The organism is Leisingera sp. XS_AS12 (assembly GCF_041224635.1).
GTDB lineage: Bacteria > Pseudomonadota > Alphaproteobacteria > Rhodobacterales > Rhodobacteraceae > Leisingera.
The window spans coordinates 1-18,753 of the sequence record NZ_JBGFGM010000094.1 but is presented as its reverse complement, the minus strand read 5'-3'; the positions used below and the strand labels follow the sequence as shown (position 1 = coordinate 18,753).

At 60.9% G+C, this 18,753-nt stretch carries 17 protein-coding genes and 1 tRNA gene; 7 read left to right on the top strand and 11 right to left on the bottom strand.

What is annotated here, in order from left to right; all coding sequences use genetic code 11:
• Window positions 1-3: 3 nt before the first annotated feature.
• The 5 genes from AB9K35_RS10395 (at window position 4) to AB9K35_RS10375 (ending at window position 3,149) form a co-directional block, all read left to right on the top strand.
• Window positions 4-801, top strand: coding sequence for a carbohydrate ABC transporter permease (locus tag AB9K35_RS10395; RefSeq protein WP_222455412.1), 798 nt, complete (start codon window positions 4-6; stop codon window positions 799-801).
• Window positions 801-1,079, top strand: a complete 279-nt coding sequence (locus AB9K35_RS10390) for a DUF2160 domain-containing protein (RefSeq protein ID WP_222455413.1) — start codon at window positions 801-803, stop codon at window positions 1,077-1,079. The genes AB9K35_RS10395 and AB9K35_RS10390 overlap by 1 nt, the downstream gene beginning before the upstream one ends.
• Before the next feature lie 144 nt (window positions 1,080-1,223).
• Window positions 1,224-1,619, top strand: a complete 396-nt coding sequence (locus AB9K35_RS10385) for a BlaI/MecI/CopY family transcriptional regulator (protein ID WP_222455414.1) — start codon at window positions 1,224-1,226, stop codon at window positions 1,617-1,619.
• Window positions 1,609-2,754 carry a M56 family metallopeptidase gene (locus AB9K35_RS10380; RefSeq protein ID WP_222455415.1) on the top strand — a complete coding sequence of 382 codons (1,146 nt, stop codon included), beginning with the start codon at window positions 1,609-1,611 and terminating at the stop codon, window positions 2,752-2,754. The genes AB9K35_RS10385 and AB9K35_RS10380 overlap by 11 nt, the downstream gene beginning before the upstream one ends.
• Window positions 2,755-3,074: 320 nt before the next feature.
• Window positions 3,075-3,149, top strand: a tRNA-Gln gene (locus AB9K35_RS10375).
• Between the two features lie 314 nt (window positions 3,150-3,463).
• Here the strand turns inward: AB9K35_RS10375 and AB9K35_RS10370 are convergent.
• Window positions 3,464-4,030 carry a carboxymuconolactone decarboxylase family protein gene (locus AB9K35_RS10370; protein WP_222455416.1) on the bottom strand — a complete coding sequence of 189 codons (567 nt, stop codon included), beginning with the start codon at window positions 4,028-4,030 and terminating at the stop codon, window positions 3,464-3,466.
• Window positions 4,031-4,130: 100 nt separating this feature from the next.
• On the opposite strand from AB9K35_RS10370, the gene AB9K35_RS10365 reads away from it, so the two are divergent.
• On the top strand, window positions 4,131-4,703 hold the full coding sequence (locus AB9K35_RS10365; protein ID WP_369925875.1) for a TetR/AcrR family transcriptional regulator: 573 nt from the start codon (window positions 4,131-4,133) through the stop codon (window positions 4,701-4,703).
• A gap of 127 nt (window positions 4,704-4,830) precedes the next feature.
• Here the strand turns inward: AB9K35_RS10365 and AB9K35_RS10360 are convergent, their stop codons facing one another.
• The gene (locus AB9K35_RS10360) at window positions 4,831-6,345 is read right to left on the bottom strand and encodes an aldehyde dehydrogenase (NADP(+)) (protein WP_369925873.1); all 1,515 of its coding nucleotides are present in this window, start codon (window positions 6,343-6,345) and stop codon (window positions 4,831-4,833) included.
• A gap of 99 nt (window positions 6,346-6,444) precedes the next feature.
• Window positions 6,445-7,125, bottom strand: coding sequence for a GntR family transcriptional regulator (locus AB9K35_RS10355; protein WP_369925871.1), 681 nt, complete (start codon window positions 7,123-7,125; stop codon window positions 6,445-6,447).
• A 150-nt stretch (window positions 7,126-7,275) separates the two neighbouring features.
• Here AB9K35_RS10355 and AB9K35_RS10350 point away from each other — a divergent pair, with 150 nt between their 5' ends.
• Window positions 7,276-8,295, top strand: coding sequence for an Ldh family oxidoreductase (locus AB9K35_RS10350; protein WP_369925869.1), 1,020 nt, complete (start codon window positions 7,276-7,278; stop codon window positions 8,293-8,295).
• Window positions 8,296-8,359: 64 nt separating this feature from the next.
• Here the strand turns inward: AB9K35_RS10350 and AB9K35_RS10345 are convergent, their stop codons facing one another.
• From AB9K35_RS10345 to AB9K35_RS10310, 8 genes are all read right to left on the bottom strand, one after another.
• A complete protein-coding gene (locus AB9K35_RS10345; protein ID WP_369925867.1) occupies window positions 8,360-9,385 on the bottom strand; it encodes a proline racemase family protein in 1,026 nt (341 codons plus the stop codon).
• 15 nt (window positions 9,386-9,400) lie between these two features.
• Window positions 9,401-10,639 carry an NAD(P)/FAD-dependent oxidoreductase gene (locus AB9K35_RS10340; protein ID WP_369925865.1) on the bottom strand — a complete coding sequence of 413 codons (1,239 nt, stop codon included), beginning with the start codon at window positions 10,637-10,639 and terminating at the stop codon, window positions 9,401-9,403.
• Window positions 10,640-10,701: 62 nt separating this feature from the next.
• Window positions 10,702-11,628: a proline racemase family protein gene (locus AB9K35_RS10335; protein ID WP_369925864.1), complete on the bottom strand. Its 927-nt coding sequence runs from the start codon at window positions 11,626-11,628 to the stop codon at window positions 10,702-10,704.
• Window positions 11,619-12,578, bottom strand: a complete 960-nt coding sequence (locus AB9K35_RS10330) for a dihydrodipicolinate synthase family protein (protein WP_369925862.1) — start codon at window positions 12,576-12,578, stop codon at window positions 11,619-11,621. Before AB9K35_RS10330 ends, AB9K35_RS10335 begins: the two co-directional genes overlap by 10 nt.
• Window positions 12,579-12,879: 301 nt before the next feature.
• Window positions 12,880-14,169 carry a TRAP transporter large permease gene (locus AB9K35_RS10325; RefSeq protein ID WP_222455424.1) on the bottom strand — a complete coding sequence of 430 codons (1,290 nt, stop codon included), beginning with the start codon at window positions 14,167-14,169 and terminating at the stop codon, window positions 12,880-12,882.
• Entirely contained in the window at window positions 14,166-14,783 is a 618-nt protein-coding gene (locus AB9K35_RS10320; RefSeq protein ID WP_369925860.1) for a TRAP transporter small permease, read from the bottom strand. The genes AB9K35_RS10325 and AB9K35_RS10320 overlap by 4 nt, the downstream gene beginning before the upstream one ends.
• Before the next feature lie 111 nt (window positions 14,784-14,894).
• Entirely contained in the window at window positions 14,895-15,893 is a 999-nt protein-coding gene (gene dctP / locus AB9K35_RS10315) for a TRAP transporter substrate-binding protein DctP (RefSeq protein WP_369925858.1), read from the bottom strand.
• Between the two features lie 462 nt (window positions 15,894-16,355).
• Window positions 16,356-18,413: a putative bifunctional diguanylate cyclase/phosphodiesterase gene (locus tag AB9K35_RS10310; protein WP_369925856.1), complete on the bottom strand. Its 2,058-nt coding sequence runs from the start codon at window positions 18,411-18,413 to the stop codon at window positions 16,356-16,358.
• Between the last annotated feature and the right edge of the window lie 340 nt (window positions 18,414-18,753).

Sequence of the window (18,753 nt, the reverse complement as noted above, 5' to 3'; positions counted from 1 at the left end):
CCGATGCAGAAACGATCCATCGTCCCCATCGTCTACATCCTGTTTCTCATGCTGCCGATCTACTGGCTGGTGGCGATGAGCTTCAAGACGACCAATGAAATCCTGTCGGGCTTCTCGCTGTTCCCGCAGACCTTCACGCTGGAGAACTACGCCACCATCTTCACCGATCCCAGCTGGTACTGGGGCTACATCAACTCGATCATCTACGTGACGATCAACACGGTGATCTCGGTGGCGGTGGCGCTGCCTGCGGCCTACGCCTTCAGCCGCTACCGGTTCCTTGGCGACAAGCAGCTGTTCTTCTGGCTGCTGACCAACCGGATGGCGCCCGCCGCGGTGTTTGCGCTGCCGTTCTTCCAGCTCTACTCCGCGGTGGAGCTGTTCGACACCCACCTTGCGGTGGCGCTGGCGCACTGCCTGTTCAACATCCCGCTGGCGGTCTGGATCCTCGAAGGCTTCATGGGCGGCGTGCCCAAGGAGCTGGACGAGACCGCCTTTGTCGACGGCTACTCCTTCCCGCGCTTCTTCGCGACGATCTTCGTGCCGTCGATCAAGGCGGGTGTGGGCGTGGCAGCCTTCTTCTGCTTCATGTTCTCCTGGGTGGAACTGTTGCTCGCCAAAACCCTGACCGCGGTGGCGGCTAAACCGATCGCCGCCACCATGACCAAGACCGCGTCTTCCGCGGGCTATGAACTCGGCCTGCTGGCGGCAGCGGGCACTCTGACAATCATTCCGGGCGCCATCGTGATCTGGTTCGTCCGCAACTACATCGCGAAGGGCTTCGCGATGGGGAGGGTGTGATGCTTTCATGGATGGCCTGGACCTGGCCCACTGCACTGCTGTTCATCGGGATCTTTACCGCCATCGGCATTCTGATCGTGGCCGAGATCCGGCACCCCGGCGGTGCTGCCCGTAAGGGCGTGCTCGGCCTCACCACCACCCGGGGCGACCGGCTGTTCATCAGCCTCCTCGGCACCTCCTACATCTTCCTGGCCTGGCTGGGCCTTGTGGGGATGCCGCTCTGGTGGCCGCTGGGCCTGTCGATCGCCTGGGGCATCTTCTGCTTCTGGAAGGTCTGATATCGGCCAGTTCTGAGCGCCTGCTAACAGTCCTGAGGGCATCCCCTCAGGACACCCCCGCTCTCCTAAGAAAATAGTTTGCAACGTTACCCCCTTCCCCTAACATGACCTGAACCTCAGAAAATTGACCGGACCCTCCCCCAGATGCGCAAGAAACACCAAAATTCCCTGCTGACCGAAGTCGAGCTGGAATTCATGACGGTTGTCTGGGACATGGGCGGCGGAACCGTCAGGGAGATCCTGGCAGAGCTGAACAAAGTTCAGGAACGCGCCTATACGTCGGTCGCCACGGTTCTGAAGATCATGGAGCAAAAGGGCTTTCTCAGCAGTGAGCGCAAGGACCGCTCGCTGGTCTACCGCCCGGCCGTTCCCAAGGCAGAGTATCAGAAAACATCTCTGAAAAACCTTTCGAGCAAGCTCTTCAACGGCGCGCCCGCGGCCATGGTCGCACGGCTGGTCGATGACGAGGATGTGACCGATGAGATGCTCGAGGAGATGCGGGCGCTGTTGGAGGAAAGGCTGGGGGAAAATGCGAACTGATGTTCTGCTGAATGCCTACATAGATCTGAACATCCTGCTGTTGGCGGGAACCGTGCTGTGGCTCTCGGCACGCAGGCTTTTGTCTCGCAGCAGGCTCGCCCGTGCCTACCGACCGCAGCTGCGCCTGCTGAACGGAATGACCTTGCTGCTGGCCTGTTCGCCGTTCCTCCTCCTCGCGTTCACCACCTTCGTCCTTCCCCACCCGCCCAATTTCTCCGACCTCATGGTCTCACAGTTTCTGCAGGGCAACGTTCGCATGAGCGCGGGTGAGTTCGAGAATCTCCTCGGCTTGCGCGAAGACTTCGTGCGAGATCTCAGCAGTCTGCAGCCGATCTGGGCGCAGCTAGCCGTCTCCGCCTTCGCCGCGGGGGCGCTTTTGTGTTTCGTTCATGTGGCCCTGTCAGTCTGGCGCCTGCACCGGAACCTGACCGACGCCTTCGTCTGGAAGCGGATAGGCCGGGTGCAATTGCTGGTCTCCGACCGCAACAGGGTCGCATATTCCACACGCGGGTTGTGGCGACGTTACGTGGTGCTCCCAACCGCTCTGCTGCACGAACCCCACGACCTGAGGCTGACCATCGCGCACGAGCTGCAGCATTTTCGCCAGCGTGACATCGAATGTGAATTCCTGCTGGAAATGCTGCGGCCGCTTCTGTTTTGGAATCCTGCCTTCTATCTGTGGCGGCGCGAGGTCCGCCTGCTGCGCGAGTTTGCCTGCGATCAAGCGCTGATGGCGCGGCCGCAGTTCGATGTGCGCGCCTATTGCGAATGCTTGATACGTGCCTGCGCCAAGGCCGCGCGTGGCCAAACCCTGTTCACCCATCGCAGCCCGGTCGTGGCACTGGTCGACAGACGCGAAACCCGCCGTGGCGCCTCGCTGCAACGGCGCATCATTGCCGTGACCGCCCGCCAGCCGCAAGCGCCAGCCGCCTTTGGCTGGACCCTGGTGTCCGCCGCGATGACCGTCTTTGTGCTGACAACCGCGGTTCTGCTTCAACGACCCGGAGACTGGAGCCACGACCGGCTGATGCTCTCCACCATCGTCAACCTGGAACGCATGGCCAGCCGCAGCAGCCCTCCCGAAGTCGCGGTACGTGCCTTGAACGGTGGTTTTGCAGTCGCTGCACGCCCCTGACGACGCGCGTCTTGCCGCCGGTTTCCGAAGCGGCAGAACCTCTAATAGCGCGCTAGCGGGGCAACGCACGCATTCCGCGCCCGCCTTCGCATCTTTGCGCACATTCAGCCACTTCCGAACCGCTGCCGAGCGCTAGAACGACGCGACCAAAAGTTGCGTAACACACGGAATATATGAACTCTTTTGACCCCAGCGCCCGTCGAAAAGAGTTTTCCACAGGTTTCTTCGCCTGGAACGCAGTGAGAGGTCAAAAAGACGTACTTTTTTTCAAAAAACCTCTTGCACGCCCCCGAAACAAACTTTAGACAGCGCCTCACCGATGGGGTGTAGCCAAGTGGTAAGGCAGCGGTTTTTGGTACCGTGTATCGTAGGTTCGAATCCTACCACCCCAGCCATTCCCTTAAAATGATGACGACGCTAAGATACGCAAGCCTTATGGCTATGTATCGCTCTTGGCACGGCAACTAACGAACCGACGACTGCCGTCTCTTGACCCCCTTTTTCTCAGCTCACACAGGCGCTCAAGCCTTGGCTCTGGACGGACCTGTGGACGCGTCTTCCACCGGTGAGCCGCAACGGGACACTCGAGCAAGGCACCACCTCCGAGACGCCCCCAAATCCCCTCGCATTACTCCCCTCAACAAAAAAAACGCGCCGCAGTGTCTTCTGCGGCGCGATTTCTTTGTAATCCCCGAAAGGGAACGATGCCCTATACCTCCAGAGGCGTTTCGCTGCGCGTCCAGGCCAGGGGCTGAAAGACTTCGTCCACCGGCGTCTGGGCCACGTGGTTGACGTAGTTTGACATGGTCTTCTGCGCCAACCCCAAGATCACGTCCAGCACCGCACGGTGTCCGTAGCCCGCGTCAAAGAACGCCTGCATCTGCGCCTCGGTCACATTGCCACGCGTACGCACCATCTGGACCGTGAAGGTCCGCAGCGCTTCCAGCTTGGCCGAAGGTAGCGGCGTCTCATTGCGCAGCGCCTCGGTGATGTCATCCGAGACCTTCATCATCTTGGCGATGCCTGTGTGGGCCGGGACGCAGTAGTGGCAGGCGTGCTCAACATTGATGGCCTGCCAGACAACGGTCAGCTCGTCAGCATCGAATTCGGTTTCCGTGAACAGCTTGTGCAGCACCTGGTAGCCCTCATACGCCTGCGGGCTTTCGGCCAGCACCTTGTGCAGCCCTGGCAGGCGTCCAAAGGCCTTCTGGGACTGCTCCAGCAGCGGCTTGGAGGCTTCTGGGGCGCTGTCATGGTCGTGGGAAGGAAATTTCATCGCATCGATCCTTGCTCTTTTTGATCGCCGACCAAATTAGTCTTTATTGAGCGATCACTCAAGTATATATTTGAGTGATCGCTCAATAGATGGTGCTCCCATGCCGCGCAAACCGAAACATGACCGCAACGACCTGATCGAACGTGCCCGCAACCTGTTCTGGCAGCGCGGCTGGGCGGGCACGTCACTCAAGGATCTCGAGGCCTGCCTCGACATGAAGCCGGGCAGCTTCTACGCGGCCTTCGGATCGAAGGATGCGCTGTTCGAACTGACGCTGGACAAGTATGCCGCGGACGGCGCCGACAGGTTGCAAGCATTGAAGCAGGAACTCGGCCCGATCGGCGCGTTGAAACGCTTTCCCGCTCTGGCCATCTCATCCGCGGAAGCCCCGGCCAAGGCCTGCATGCTGTCCAAGACGCTGCTGGAACTTCACGCCCACAAGCACCCGCTGGCCGCCAAGGCCAACAGCCACCTTCTGAAGATGGAACAGCACTTCTGCGAGCTGTTTCGTGAAGCCCAGCAAGCCGGAGAGATCGCCCCACATCACGACCCGGAAGCGCTGGCGCGACGCTACCAGTCGGATCTCCTGGGGCTACGCGTTTCGGCGGAACGGGAAGGCGTCGATGCAGAGGCAATCGCACAGGAAATAGCAAACAGCCTGACACGGCTCTGAGCCGCATGACGGCGGCCATTGCAGGAACAACGCCCCCTGCCCACAATCCCCCTGCAGACAATAAAAAAGCGGGCCCGAAGGCCCGCTCGTCTTTTTCATCAACCTGACGCTCAAGGGCGCCTTGGCTTCAGTCCTCCAGATCCGGGACAAGCGCCGCCGGAAGGTTCTGATAGCAGACCGGGCGCAGGAAGCGACGGATCGACAGGCTGCCAACCGAGGTGGCTCCGAAATTGGTCGACGCCGGGTAAGGTCCGCCATGAACCATGCTGTCGCAAACCTCGACACCGGTGGGGAAACCGTTGGCGAGAACCCGGCCTGCCTTGCGCTCCAGAATCGGCATCAAGGCCTGAGCCGCGTCCATGTCCGCGTCATCCATATGCAGCGTGCAGGTCAGCTGCCCCTGGAGGCTGAGCGCGATGGCCCGCATATCATCAGCGCCCTCAGCCACGACAATGATGCCCATGGGGCCAAAGACCTCCTCGGCAAGCACTTCGTTCTTCAGCCAGTTCTCCGCCGTGGTCTGATACAGATAGGGGGTCGCATCGCGCAGATCGCAGCTTGTCGTGAGCAGCTCCTGAACGCCCGCAGTCTCTGCGACGCGACGCTGACCGCCGCGGTACGCTTCGGCGATGCCATCGGTCAGCATGGTCTGCGTGCCGGTCTCTGCCAACGCCTGCCGCGCAGCCGCCGCAAAGGTCTCAGCCGCCGCGCCCGACTTTACAACCGCGATGCCCGGGTTGGTGCAGAACTGCCCCGCCCCCATGCTGAGCGACGCAGCCCACCCTTTGCCGATTTCTTCAGCCCGCGACTCAAGGGCGGCATCCAGGATGAACATCGGGTTGACCGACCCCAGCTCGCCGAAGAACGGGATCGGCTCCGGGCGCGCGGCACAGAGATCAAACAGCGCGCGGCCACCCGCCAGCGAGCCGGTGAAGCCAACCGCCTTGATCAACGGATGCTGAACCAACGCCGACCCGACTTGACGGTTGCCGCCCTGAATGAGGCTGAACACGCCGGGGTGCACACCACATTTTTCCACTGCCGCAGATACCGCCTCGGCGACGATCTCGCCGGTGCCGGGATGCGCGGAGTGCCCCTTGACGACCACTGGACAGCCAGCCGCCAATGCCGCGGCGGTGTCCCCCCCGGCCGTGGAGAACGCCAGCGGGAAGTTCGATGCGCCGAAAACAGCCACCGGTCCGATCGGGCGTTGCACCATCTTCAGATCGGGACGCGGCAGCGGCTGGCGCTCCGGCAGGGCCTTGTCTTGGCGCCGGTCCAGGTAGTCCCCTTCGAGGATATGCGCCGCGAACATCCGCAGCTGACCGGTGGTGCGGCCCCGTTCGCCCTGCAGGCGGGCCTCAGGCAGACCGGTCTCCTGGCAGCCGATCTCGGTGATCGCATCCGCGCGGGCTTCGATTTCATCCGCAATCGCGTTCAGAAAGTCTGCGCGCGACTGACGCGAGGAATAACCAAAGCTCCAAAAGGCCTCTTCCGCGGCCTGTACGGCGGCATCCACATCCTCCACGCGGCCAACCGAAAAGCGGTGGCTGGGACCATGCGCCGGGCTGGATTCGAAGGTCTCAGCGCCCGCGGTCCAGGCGCCTGCAATCAGATGTTTTCCGTGAGGGGTCAATGTCATTTCGGGTTCACTTTCGTGTGGAACATAGGTGAGCAGCTTGATTGTGGATATTGTATCCAATATCACCTCCGCTGCAACCCCCATTCACGGCAAGACCCGCTACTCCCCTGCGAGGCGACGCTGTTTGGCGATCATTTCAAGCAGCTCGGTCTTGGTGCGTTCGATATGCTTTTGCAGCAGCACTGCACCACCCTCGACGTCTCCTTTGGCCGCAAGCTCCAGCAACTTGCGGTGATCCTCCTTTGCCGGCTGGCGTTGTTTCATGACGCTGAGGTGAATGCGCACGTAGCGGTCGGAATGCAGGCTGATACGCTCCAGAAACTCTTTCGACATGCGCCGATCGGCGGCGGCATACAGCGCCATGTGGTATTCGTGGTTGGATTGCCCCCACTGGCTGACATCATCAGCCTCGTAGGATCCTTCCATCTCTGACAGCAGCTTTTCGCAGGCGTCAAAATCCGCCTGCGTCATGTTCGGAATGGCCCGGCGGAACAGGTCGACCTCGATCAGGATGCGCAGATCGAAAATTTCCCCGATCTCCCGAAGAGAATGCTTGATAACGGTGCCGCCTCGGTTGTTTTCCCATTGCACCAGCCCCTCGGCGCTCAGGCGTTTCAAGGCCTCGCGGACCGGCATTCGTGACACGTCGTATTCTTTGGCCAACAGCTCCTGGCGGATTGCCTCCCCCTCTGCCAGCTCGCCGCTGAGAATGCGCTGCCTCAGATCGCTTGCAATCATCTCCGGTAAGCTTTGCTTCTTGACAGCACGCCTGCCCGCCATGTGGCCCCCTTCCCTTTTGGATTTTGGATGCAAATTAAACAACAAGCTGACCATACAGCAGCATTTCGGGTATCAGAAGATAAAAACAGTTTGCCACGGCAATGCCGGATATTGCATCCAATATCCAGATATACAATTTGGAGACGCGCCATGACCGACGTAAAACAACTCCCCCTTCAGGAAATCAGGGACCTGGCCCTGTCGGTGCTCGAACGCTCAGGGTATGGAGAGGATCACGCCCGCGCCATCGCCGATATGCTGTATACTTGTCAGCTGGATGATTGTCAGTCGCATGGCCTGTTCCGTCTCTTCATGTGTCAGCAAACCATGGATGCCGGCAAGATCGACGGACACGTCCAGCCCCACATCAGCACCGGGGAAACGGCAATCGTCCGGGCAGACGCCCAGCGCGGCATGTCGCTGCTTGCTTTGGAGCAGGCAATGCCCGAACTCATCGCCAAAGCCCGCAAACATGGGATCGCCGCGCTTGCGATCAACAATTGTTTCCACTTCTCCGCGCTCTGGCCGGAAGTGGAGCGCCTGTCCGCAGCCGGGCTGGCAGGCCTGGCGATGGTGCCCAGCCATTCCTGGGTAGCGCCAGCCGGCGGGACCCGCGGCAGCCTTGGCACCAACCCGATTGCCTTCTCCTGGCCGCGCGTGGGCAAAGATCCGTTCACGTTCGATTTTGCGACCAGCGGTTTTGCACGCGGTGAAATCGAACTGTACAAACGCGCGGGCAAACCCCTCCCCGAGGGCGTTGCGATCGACAAGGACGGCAAGCCGACCACCGATCCGCAGGCCGCGCTGGATGGGGCAATGCTGACGTTCGGCGGTTACAAGGGGTCTGCCCTGTCCATCATGATCGAGCTGATGGCTGGCCCGCTGATTGACGATCTGACGAGCCTGGAAAGCATGGAATTCGCCGAAGGCACTGGCGGCGCGCCGTACCACGGCGAGATCATTCTGGCCTTTGATCCCGAGCATTTCAGCGCAGGCCGCACCGCCGAGAACGATGCCCGCGCAGAACGGCTTTTCGCCGATATCATCGACCAGGGCGCACGGCTGCCCTCGCAGCGCCGCTTCGCTGCCCGCGCGCGCAACCTGGACCGCGGCTATGTGGAAATCCCGCAGGCCCTTTACGATGACCTCATTGCCCTGACCGGTGCCTGATCAAAACGAAGGGGAGGCTGAACGGATCAGCCTCCCCGACAAGCCTTGCAACAGACTTTGGCGCTCAGGCGCCCCAAGTGTCCGACAGGCGATAACCACCCGGCCAGGGATCATCCGGGTCCAGCATATGCTGGTGAATACCCGTAACCCAACCACGGCCACTGATTTCCGGCACGATTGCATCGCGGCCGCCCACCTTGGCCGGTTCGACAATGCGCCCGGAAAACCGGGACCCGATGATCGACACCGCGTCAAACGTCTGACCAATCTTCAACTGACCGCGCGCCGCCATCAGCGCCATGCGCGCAGACACGGCAGTGCCTGTCGGTGAGCGGTCGACCTTGCCCGGCTGGATGGCCACAGCCGACTTTCCGCTGAAACCGGTCTCCGTCTTGCTGAGAGGGCCGCAGAACGCGCAGAACGAGATGTGATCCCAGTCAGGGTTCTCCGGGTGGCTGAAGCCCAGTTGTTCATTGGCGGCATCGGTGATCCGCACCCCCAGGCGGGCGATCTCCTTGGCCTCGGATTCAACGATGTCAAATCCCAGCGCCTGCGCATCCACCACCACGAAACTGTCACCGCCATAGGCCGTATCCACCGTGATTGTGCCCAGCCCGTCAACCTCAAGCGGTACCTGGATCTTGTCGGCAAAGCTCGGCAGGTTCTGCACGAAGATGCGCTCCGCCTTGCCGTTCCGGCACTCAGCACGCACACGCACCAGTCCTCCCGGGGCCTCCAGCACCATATGGGTTTCCGGTTCCTGCATCGGCACCAAGCCCCCGTCCAGCAGCACGGTCGAGACGCAGATCGAATTGGACCCCGACATGGGCGGCGTGTCTTCCGGCTCCATGATGATCCAGGCGGCGATTGCCTCCGGGTGCTTTGGCGGCACCAGCAGGTTCACATGGCGAAAGACGCCGCCACGCGGCTCATTCAGCACGAAGTTGCGCAGGGTCTCATCCTGCGCGATGAACTTGCGCTGCTCCCACAGGGTCTCTCCCGGCGGCGGCAACACCCCACCGACAATCACATCCCCGACCTCACCTTCGGCATGGGCTGAAATCACATGTATGGTCTTTGTGCTACGCATTTTCTGCTCCCTTAATCAAAATCGGTCGACCCTGTAGGGGTGAAGCGGAATGGCGCACGAGCCGCCCGCCACGACGTCGCGCACCAGTTCAGCGGTGGCGGCGGACTGCGTGAGCCCTAGGTGCCCATGTCCGAAAGCGTAGATCACGTTGGCCGCCTTCGGGGATTGCCCGATGACAGGAAGCGTATCCGGTATCGACGGGCGGAACCCCATCCAGCGGACCCCGCCTGTTGTCTTGAGCCCCGGCAGGAACCGGGCCGCTTTTTGCAACAGCACATCCGCGCGCTTGTAGTTGGGCGGCAGTTTGAGCCCGCCGAGTTCAACCGCACCGCCCACACGCACACCGCCATTGATGCGGCTAACGACGAACCCGTGCGCCCCGAATGTCAGATGGGTGCGGACGTCGAATGCCCCGGCAGGCAAAGTGGTATTGTACCCACGCTCGGTCTCCAGCGGGATACGGTCTCCCAGGGTGCGCGCCAGATGGTGCGACCAGGCGCCGGCGGCCACCACGACCTTGTCGCAGGTTAGGCTGCCATCTTCACACAACAACTCGACACGCTCACCATCCTGAACAATCGAGCGCACCGTGCTGCTCAGGATTTCGCCTCCAGCGGCGACAAAGGCGCGCGCCAGATGCTCGGTCCAGGCCTTGGGATCCGTCGTGTTGATCCAGTCCGGCGTGAAGCCCGCGTGAGTGAACCGGGGGTGCAATCCCGGCTGGATCTCAGCGATTTCCTCCGGGCTGCGCAGCAATTCGTAGCGGATGCCGTAGCGGCCGCGCAGCTCCCAACCGGGCAGGCTGTCCCGAAACTGCGCCTCGCCCTCATACAGCTGCAGCTGGCCGTCGCGCTGGATCAGGCTTTCGCCATCTGTGGCTGCGATCTGGCGCTCCAGCGCCGCCTTGGACAGGTCCATCAGTGCGCTTTGAGCCGCAACCGACGCATCGTGGCGATCCTGCCAGCTGGCGCGCCAGAACCGCAGCATCCAGGGCGCAATCTGCAGCGCATATCGTGGCGGGATCGACAACGGGCCCAGTGGATCCAGCAGCCATTTCGGCGCCTTGCGCATAATGCCCGGCGCGGCCAATGGCATCACGTCGGTGAAGGCAAACGCCCCCGCATTGCCCTGCGAGGTCTCGGCGGCGACGCCTTTGCGGTCCAGCACCCGTACCTTGTGCCCGTTTCGGGCCAGCTCGGCGGCAATGCTGATACCAACGACACCTGCGCCAATGACAACAATATCCTGCGGCATGGGATCCGCCCTCTGATTGGATCAAAAGATAAACGGGGCGGCCTGTGCGCCCCGTCAGATTTTCAGACGATCCCGGCCTTGAACGGATCATTCTGGTCAAAAACCAGCGTCGTTTCCGCCATGATGTGGGCCTGCCCGGTTATGCGCGGGATGACGCCGCCTGTCGGGCCGGGCCGGTAAGACAGCCGGTAGGAGCTGCCAATCACGCTCTCCAGCACGATCTCCTCGCCCTCGGCCAGCAGGCCGGCGGCCGCCAGACAGGACACGAAGGCCGAGCTTCCGGTTCCACAGGGCGAACGGTCGTATTCATTGTCCGGGCACAATACGAAATTGCGGCGCAATGCGGCCGCGTTCGGGCTCGCACCACTGAGGATCACGTGATCCACCAGCTGGCCCTCGGGCCCGGTGAGACCGGCCCGAATGCAGGCTTCGCGAATGGCCACCGACAGATCCGTCAACGCGGGGATGTTGGCTGTCGTTACCTCAAGCGGCGCATCTGCAATGAAGAACCAGTTGCCGCCGTAGGCCATGTCACCCGTGACAGCTCCGATCCCCTCGACGTCGACCGTCGCCTGGTGGTGAATACGGCAGCTTTCAATGTTGGTGACCGACACGGTGTTTGCATCATGCAGCTCCACCGTGACCACCCCTGCCGGGGTTTCGATCTTGTGAATCCCCTGCGAGATGCGCCCCATTCGAGCCAAGGTAACGGCCAGCCCGATCGTGCCGTGTCCGCACATGCCAAGGACCGCATCCGCATCGAAATAGATCACGCCAGTGACGCACTCAGGATCAACAGGCTCCACAAGCAGCGCAGCCACCATACCGGCCTGGCCGCGCGGCTCCAGCAGGACCGAATTGCAGAAATCAGCGTGTTCCGCGGACAGCGTCTTTGCCCGTGCGGACAGCGGCCCCGACCCTAGGTCGGGGCTACCCTCCAGGATGACCCGTGTGGGCATCCCGCCGGTGTGGCTGTCAATTACATGCATTCAGCGATAATCCCGCCCTGCTTGGACCAGTCAGCGAACCAGGTGCGGAACAGGTTGTACTGCTGTTCACAATAGTTGCGCTGCGCGTCGGTCAGCTCGTCGGTTTCGATGAAGTGCAGGCGGTACTCTTCCTCGCCGTTCAGCACCAGCAGGTACTTGTAATAGAGGACCAGGTCGGTGCCTTCATCAAAGCTGGCCAGAACGCCAAAGGCTTCTTCCAGTTCGCGCGCCCGCAGACGAGCTTCGGCATTGCCTTCGGCGGCCTTTTGCGACAGGGCTGCCAGCAGCAGCGCTTCCTTCGGCAGCGCGGTACCGATGCCGGTGATCGAACCGGTCGCACCGCAGTTGACGAAACCGTGGTAAACCTCGGTATCCACACCCACCATCAGGGTCACCTGATCATCCTTGCTGGTGATGTGTTCGGCGGCATAGCGCAGGTCGTCCTTGCCACCAAATTCCTTGAAGCCCACCAGGTTCGGATGCTCGGCGCGCAGCGCAAAGAACAGGTCGGCACGGGTCGCGAAACCGTAGACGGGGCTGTTGTAGATGATGGCAGGCACGTCCGGAGCCGCCGACAGGATAGCCTTGAAGTGGTTCTTCTGCGCGATCGCGGAGGTTCCGCGGGACAGGACGCGCGGGATCACCATCAGACCGGCAGCGCCGACCTTCTGCGCATGCGCGGCAAGCGCCACAGCGGATTTGGAATTGATCGCACCGGTGCCCACAACGGTCGGAACGCCGGCCTCGACCAGACGCTCAACGCCCGTCATCCGCTCCTCGTCGCTCAGCAACGGCCAGTCACCCATGGAACCGCAGTACACAACGGCGGACATGCCAGCGGCAATCATTTCCTTGCCCTTTTTCACCAAGGCATCGAAATCCGGGGTGCGGTCCGCCTTGCAGGGCGTCATGAGTGCGGGCATGGTACCCGTGAAGACATTCTGGGACATGGTTGCTCCTTATTGAATATGCCGACTTGCGGGCCAGCCTGCCGTATCGAGCCCCAAGCCGGAGCCATGCCCGGACATCTGAGACCCCAAAAACCGATTGCAGGACGCGAAACGGGAGTTCGCGACTCTACACTCTGGTCATAGTCAATTTTGGATCCAAAATCCAATATCTTTTTCGCAGCCACCCCTCACTTTTTTGCCGCACAGCTGTCACGCAGAATGCAAAGCAAAAAAGCCGACGCGCAAGCGTCGGCTTTTCCAGGGTTTTCAGAACTGTCTCGCCGAGGGCGAAACCGTGCCATCAGCCGAGCAGCAACTCAGGCAGCCACAGCGCCACTTCAGGCACGAAGGTCGTCAACATCAGCGTCGGCAACCAGGCAAAGATGATGAAAACCAGCGTCGGCCACAGCATCTTGGCCACGGGCGTATCCGCGACCTGCGCGCCCAGATACAGCAGCGGCGCGGTCGGCGGCGTGATGTTTGCCATCCCAAGGTTGACGCCGATCACGGCCGCGAAGTGGATCGGGTCCATGCCGACGCTCTGCGCGATCGGCAGCAGGATCGGGGTCGAGAGCAGCAGGCCGGAGATATCGTCCATCAGCATGCCGATCAGGATCATCACCACGTTGATCATCAGAAGGATCACGATCGGGTTGTCTGACACCGAGTAGACCATCTGCTGTGCAATCTGCGGAGCGCCTTGGGCGATCAGGTTGTCCGACACGATCAGCACCATGAAGATCATGATCATCACGACGCCAATGGTGATGCCGGATTTCTGGATGGTCTCCAGCAGCCCCCGCCAGGTCAGCCCGCGATAGAAATAGATCGCGATCGGAATCGCATAGACAACAGCAATCCCCGCAGCCTCTGTCGGGGTCATGATCCCGCCGTAGATGCCGCCCAGAATGATGATCGGCATCATCAGCGCAGGACCGGCAACGCGACCTTGCGCCTTGAGCGCCGGGAAGAACGGTGACGGCCGCTCGGTCAGCTGGATGTCGTCATGCTTGCGCAGCATAAACCGGTTGGTGATGATCAGCAGAGTGATCAGAATGAAGGCCGGGATCACAGTGGACAGGAAGCACTTCAGCACATGCTGCTGCGCCACCCAGCCGTAGAGAATGTGATTGGCACTCGGTGGGATCAGCAGTCCGAGCGGGCTGGCGGCCACCAGCAGCGCCGCGGATTTGCCCTCGGGATAATTGGCCCTTTTCAAGTGCGGCAGCATGATGCCGCCGATGCAGGTCAGGGTGGAGTTCGCACTTCCCGCGATGGAGCCGAACACCCCGCAGGCCAGTACCGCAGCTGCGCTCAGACCGCCCTTGAGATGGCCGACGAACATTTCGGCGATGGCCACCAGGGGCGCCGCGATGCGACCGCGCTCCATCACGCCACCGGCGATCATGAACAGCGGAATGGCCAGCAGCACCAGCGACCGGAGGCCGGTCGAGCCGGTTGGCAGATAGCCGGTAATCGACTGATCCCCGACCAGCGCGATGAACATCAGCACCGCCCCAAAGGCCACAAAGACGCTAACCCCCAAAAGCAGCATCGCGCAGACGATGACGAGACTTCCGACGATGATCATGACCGCAGCTCCTTGTTCATGTCAGATTTGAGAGGCAGCCCAAGACCTTTTCGGATGTGAACATAGAGGTGCGCAGCCGAGAACATCGCCATGAAGCCGAAGGCAATCATGATGGCAATGCGCCAGGAGACGAAGGGAATGCGCAAGGCTGGCGTTGCCCGCAACCGCGGGAAGGAGAAATCATCGGCCAAAGACACGTAGCAGGCATATACGATGAACACCGTGACGATCAGTTCGATCGCCAGAACGATAAAGCCCCGCCACCAGATCCACTTTGGATTGGTGATGACCACTTCCAGGATATCGGCGTTGATATGCAGCCTGCGCTCGGATGCCAAAACGGCACCGGCAAAGAAACCGACGATACTGATCGCCAACAGCCACTCTTCATATGCGAAAAGATCCCCACCCAGCCCATAGCGCACGATGACGACCAGACCGAAGGTCACTGCCATCAGCACGCCGGAAAAAATGACGATCGCTTTCATTAGAAACATCGCCCAGTCCATCGGCACCCCGATGAAGCGCGGCAATTCGTCCGTTACTCGGGCCATCTTGCCCCCTTTTTGGCGTTGAGCGCCCTGAAGGCCGCGAAGGGGAAAACCTGCGCACATGTCGCAGGTTTTCCGTTTGCCACGGCCCCGGCACTTTGCTGTCCGCCAGGGCGCTCACGTGTTGCAAATGCAGACAGGGGCAACGCATCGTGCTGCCCCTGCTGAAGTGGATTACTGAACTGCGGCCAGCACCTGGTCAATCACGTCCTTGCCTACCGCGCCTTCCATGGTCGGCCAGATAGTGCTGCGGACGTAGTCGGCCATGGCCTTCTGCTCTTCGTCGTTCAGCTTCAGAATGGTGTAGCCGCTCTCGATCAGCTTCTGACCGAAGGCCTCGTCATTCTTGCGGTTATACTCGAAGAAGTCTGCCGACGCCTTGTCCATTGCGGCCTGGATAACGGCACGCTGCTCGTCGTTCAGCTTCGCCAGGGTGCGCTCGGACCCGTAGTAGAAGGTCTGCTCCAGCAGCGAGTTGTACTCGATGAAGTGGGTGCCAACGTCGGATTTGGCAAAGATCGAGTAGGTCGCGGTCTTGGTGCAGCAGATCGCACCGTCAACGATGCCGGACTGCAGGGCCGGGAAGATGTCGCCCCACGCCATGGTGGTCGCCCGGTAGCCCAGAGCCTCAACAGTGGATTTCACCGCGTTCGAGGACCAGACACGGATGTTCATGCCCTTGTCTTCGAAGTTGTTCCAGTTCTCCGGCTCACGGGTGGCAACGATACCGACAAAACCTTCCGGGTTGGCCGCCATTACGCGGATGCCATATTCGTCGGTGATTTCCTGCAGGATGCGGTTGTAGTCCGAATCCATGTCACGCAGCACGCGGTCCATGTCGTCGTAGCTGCTGACGAGGAACGGCATGTTCAGGAACTCAAGGCGCGGATCGGTGTCCGAATAGATGAAGGCGGAAGCAAAGTCGATGTTGCCACGCGCGACGTCTTCGAACAGCGCCTCACCGGAGCCCAGCTGGCTGGCCGGGAAGACGGTCATTTCCAGGCCAACACCGGCGGCGTTAACCTCGGCAGCCACCTGCTCCATCATCTTTGTGCCCTGATGATCGATCGGGAACACACCTGCAAAGCGCAGCTTGATGTCCTCGGCGAATGCGGGGGCCGCAACCTGCAGCGCCATCGCACCGGCCGCGACTGCTTTAAACAGCGTTTTCATTCCTCAGTTCTCCATGTTGTGAAGGCAATACCAAATCCACCGGCTGCCCGGCTTCTCTGCGCGTGTCTTTCTTCTGGGCATGCCAATTGCCGACCTCGGCGTGCTGGCAAAGCAAGTCGCAAAATGCCGGTCAAGCGAGCGCACTTTCAGTGCGAAAGATGTCTTCGCTGATTCCAGCCATGCTTCCTCCTCCCAAACGCAGCTTCGGACCTTATACTGATACAATATCCAAAATCCAATACTTATGCGCGGATGCCGACCAACTAAAAAATCGGCTCATATTTCCATATGGTTCGGACGACAACCCGATTTTGAACCACGCCCTGACGGAGGGGCTGCGCAGGTACATCCGACCCTTTGTGAACCGGAGATTCGCTGAACTCAGAATCTGACAGGGGGAGCCGTAGCCCCCCCTGAACATGAAGTTCCACAGGTCCTGTCGGCCAAGAACTGGCCCGGCAATTATGCCGTCTTCGCGCGTTGCTCTTGCGCGTTCTGGCTTACAATTCGCCGCATTTCTGCCTGGCTCATCGGTTTGCCAAAGTAGAACCCCTGCACCGATGTACAGTTTTCCTGCTGAAGGAACACCAGCTCCTCCTCTTCCTCCACCCCCTCGGCGAGGACAGGGATTTTCAAGGCAGACCCCAGCAGCAGCGTCGACCGCACGATGGCGGCGCTTTGCGCATTCTTGTGAACCCCCCGCACGAAGCTCCGGTCAATCTTGATCTTGTCAAACGGGAAGGTCTGCAAAGTCGCGAGCGAGGAATACCCGGTACCGAAGTCATCCATTGCGATGCGAACACCGTAATTCTTCAGCTGGTGCATCACCTTCAACGTATGCGCCTGATCGTCAATGATGCTGGATTCGGTAATCTCCAGCTCCAGCCGTTCTGGCGACAACCCGGTCTCAAGCAGGATATCCATGACATCCTCCACAAAGGAGGGCTGCACCAGTTGCTGCGGCGCAACGTTAACGGCCACCTGGTAGGGCTGCGGCCAGCTGGCGGCCTCTTTACAGGCAGCACGCAGCACCCAGTGACCGATTTCGCGGATGAGCCCCGTTTCCTCCGCGATCGGGATGAACTCTGCCGGGGATACCCGCCCTCGGGTCGGGTGGTTCCACCGCAGCAAGACCTCAAATCCCAACGGGTCAAGTGTCGTCAGATCATTTTGCAATTGATAGGCCAGTTCGAACTGGCCGGCGGCCCCGGCCTGGCGCAGATCATGGACCAGTTGCAGCCTGTCGCGGCTCTGCCGGTCCATCTCTGCGCTGAACTGACAGATGTTGGACGCCGGATCGGATTTGGCGCGGTACATCGCCAGATCCGACTTGTGCAGCAGGTCCTGCGGATCCCGCCCCTCGGTCAGGCTGGTGGCGACACCGATAGAGGCCCCTACGCGCACCGACAGCGCATCGAGATCGATCGGCTCGACGATAGAGGCATGCAGTCGCTCGGCGTATGCCAGCACCTGCTCAACCCGTCGGAAACTCTGCTTTACGGCCACGAACTCGTCCCCGCCGACGCGTGCAATGTGTTCCCCCGGCCCCTGCTGGGCGCGCAGACGGTCAGATACGGCCTGAAGCACCTTGTCCCCGACGGCATGTCCGTGCAGATCGTTGATCTCTTTGAAGAGGTTCAGGTCGATGGTCAGCACCGCCGCACGCTCGGTCTCATCTTGCTGCAGGCGCAACTGAAGAGCCGAGAGATATTGCGTCAACCACATCCGGTTCGGCATCGCGGTCAGCGGATCATGCAGCGCGGCATGTGCCAGCTTGTCCTGCGCCTCGATTTCCAGGTTCGCCTCGATGCTGGCAGACGCGAAACCCACCAGAAGGATCAACCCCATCACGCCGAAGATCAGCATGCTCAGCGTGGTATCCGCAATGACCTTCGGCGGCACCTCCAGCAAGGGGCTGAGCCGCACTTCGATTGCCGCCATGCCGGTAAAATGCATGGCACAGATCGCTGTCACCAGGAGCGCCGATGCCGCTATCCAGTTGCGGCCGCCTTGGGAACTGCTGGCAATCATGCGATAACCGAAGGCCGCCAGACCGGCACCGGCCACGACCGAGGCCACCAGGTAGGTCGAAGACCATTCGATCGTCCCGGGCAACAGGAATGCCTTCATGCCTGTATAGTGCATCGCTGACACGCCAAGTCCGAAGAACGCCCCTGCCACCAGCGGCATATTCCGGCCGTGGCCAAAGGCCAGGACGGCGTTGGCAACCAGCACCCCGACCATTCCAACCACCAAGGAGAACGCAGTCAGCAGCGGCTCATACCCGTTGTCGAAACCGGGTTCATAGGCCAGCATCGCAATGAAATGGGTCGACCAGATTGTCGCGCCGCCAATCATGCTGGACAGCCCCAACTGCACCAACCGCCGCCGCCCGCGGGCACCCGCCAATCGGCTGGACAGCCGAACAGAAAGGCTTGAGCCGACAATGCAGACCAATGCGGCGACAGCCACCAGGCCGGTGTTATGCTGCGTCGTGATACAGTCCAGTATTCGGTACATCGAATGCCCCAGATCATTGTGCGTTAAAACATCGTGATGCCACGAAACGCTTAACGAAGTGCCAAGACTGGGGCGGCCAGGCACCTATAACACTTTGATAATTTTCGGTGAATGCACGCTTTCTCTGTCTGAAACAGGCATATCCAGGACATGGAGCTGTTGCCAGAAATTGCCTTGGTAACCTGCAGAAGCCTGCGCGGGATAGTGTCCCGGGAGTTGGTGTAACTTTGCTCTTCGGCCTTGGCTCGGCCGCAGTCACAGGGCGGCGATTGTCGCCGGGTCCATGGGGGCAGTGTCGCAAATGGCGGCGACGGTTTCCAGTGTCATGTAGCGCCGCGTG

Excerpts from the sequence above, each read along its gene's own strand:
- AB9K35_RS10340 (WP_369925865.1), bottom strand. The coding sequence starts at position 10,639 with ATGCCGCAGGATATTGTTGTCATTGGCGCAGGTGTCGTTGGTATCAGC.
- AB9K35_RS10385 (WP_222455414.1), top strand. The coding sequence starts at position 1,224 with ATGCGCAAGAAACACCAAAATTCCCTGCTGACCGAAGTCGAGCTGGAA.
- AB9K35_RS10390 (WP_222455413.1), top strand. The coding sequence starts at position 801 with ATGCTTTCATGGATGGCCTGGACCTGGCCCACTGCACTGCTGTTCATC.
- AB9K35_RS10350 (WP_369925869.1), top strand. The coding sequence starts at position 7,276 with ATGACCGACGTAAAACAACTCCCCCTTCAGGAAATCAGGGACCTGGCC.
- AB9K35_RS10370 (WP_222455416.1), bottom strand. The coding sequence starts at position 4,030 with ATGAAATTTCCTTCCCACGACCATGACAGCGCCCCAGAAGCCTCCAAG.
- AB9K35_RS10360 (WP_369925873.1), bottom strand. The coding sequence starts at position 6,345 with ATGACATTGACCCCTCACGGAAAACATCTGATTGCAGGCGCCTGGACC.
- AB9K35_RS10335 (WP_369925864.1), bottom strand. The coding sequence starts at position 11,628 with ATGCATGTAATTGACAGCCACACCGGCGGGATGCCCACACGGGTCATC.
- dctP (WP_369925858.1), bottom strand. The coding sequence starts at position 15,893 with ATGAAAACGCTGTTTAAAGCAGTCGCGGCCGGTGCGATGGCGCTGCAG.
- AB9K35_RS10310 (WP_369925856.1), bottom strand. The coding sequence starts at position 18,413 with ATGTACCGAATACTGGACTGTATCACGACGCAGCATAACACCGGCCTG.
- AB9K35_RS10355 (WP_369925871.1), bottom strand. The coding sequence starts at position 7,125 with ATGGCGGGCAGGCGTGCTGTCAAGAAGCAAAGCTTACCGGAGATGATT.
- AB9K35_RS10395 (WP_222455412.1), top strand. The coding sequence starts at position 4 with ATGCAGAAACGATCCATCGTCCCCATCGTCTACATCCTGTTTCTCATG.
- AB9K35_RS10345 (WP_369925867.1), bottom strand. The coding sequence starts at position 9,385 with ATGCGTAGCACAAAGACCATACATGTGATTTCAGCCCATGCCGAAGGT.
- AB9K35_RS10365 (WP_369925875.1), top strand. The coding sequence starts at position 4,131 with ATGCCGCGCAAACCGAAACATGACCGCAACGACCTGATCGAACGTGCC.
- AB9K35_RS10320 (WP_369925860.1), bottom strand. The coding sequence starts at position 14,783 with ATGTGCGCAGGTTTTCCCCTTCGCGGCCTTCAGGGCGCTCAACGCCAA.
- AB9K35_RS10380 (WP_222455415.1), top strand. The coding sequence starts at position 1,609 with ATGCGAACTGATGTTCTGCTGAATGCCTACATAGATCTGAACATCCTG.
- AB9K35_RS10330 (WP_369925862.1), bottom strand. The coding sequence starts at position 12,578 with ATGTCCCAGAATGTCTTCACGGGTACCATGCCCGCACTCATGACGCCC.
- AB9K35_RS10325 (WP_222455424.1), bottom strand. The coding sequence starts at position 14,169 with ATGATCATCGTCGGAAGTCTCGTCATCGTCTGCGCGATGCTGCTTTTG.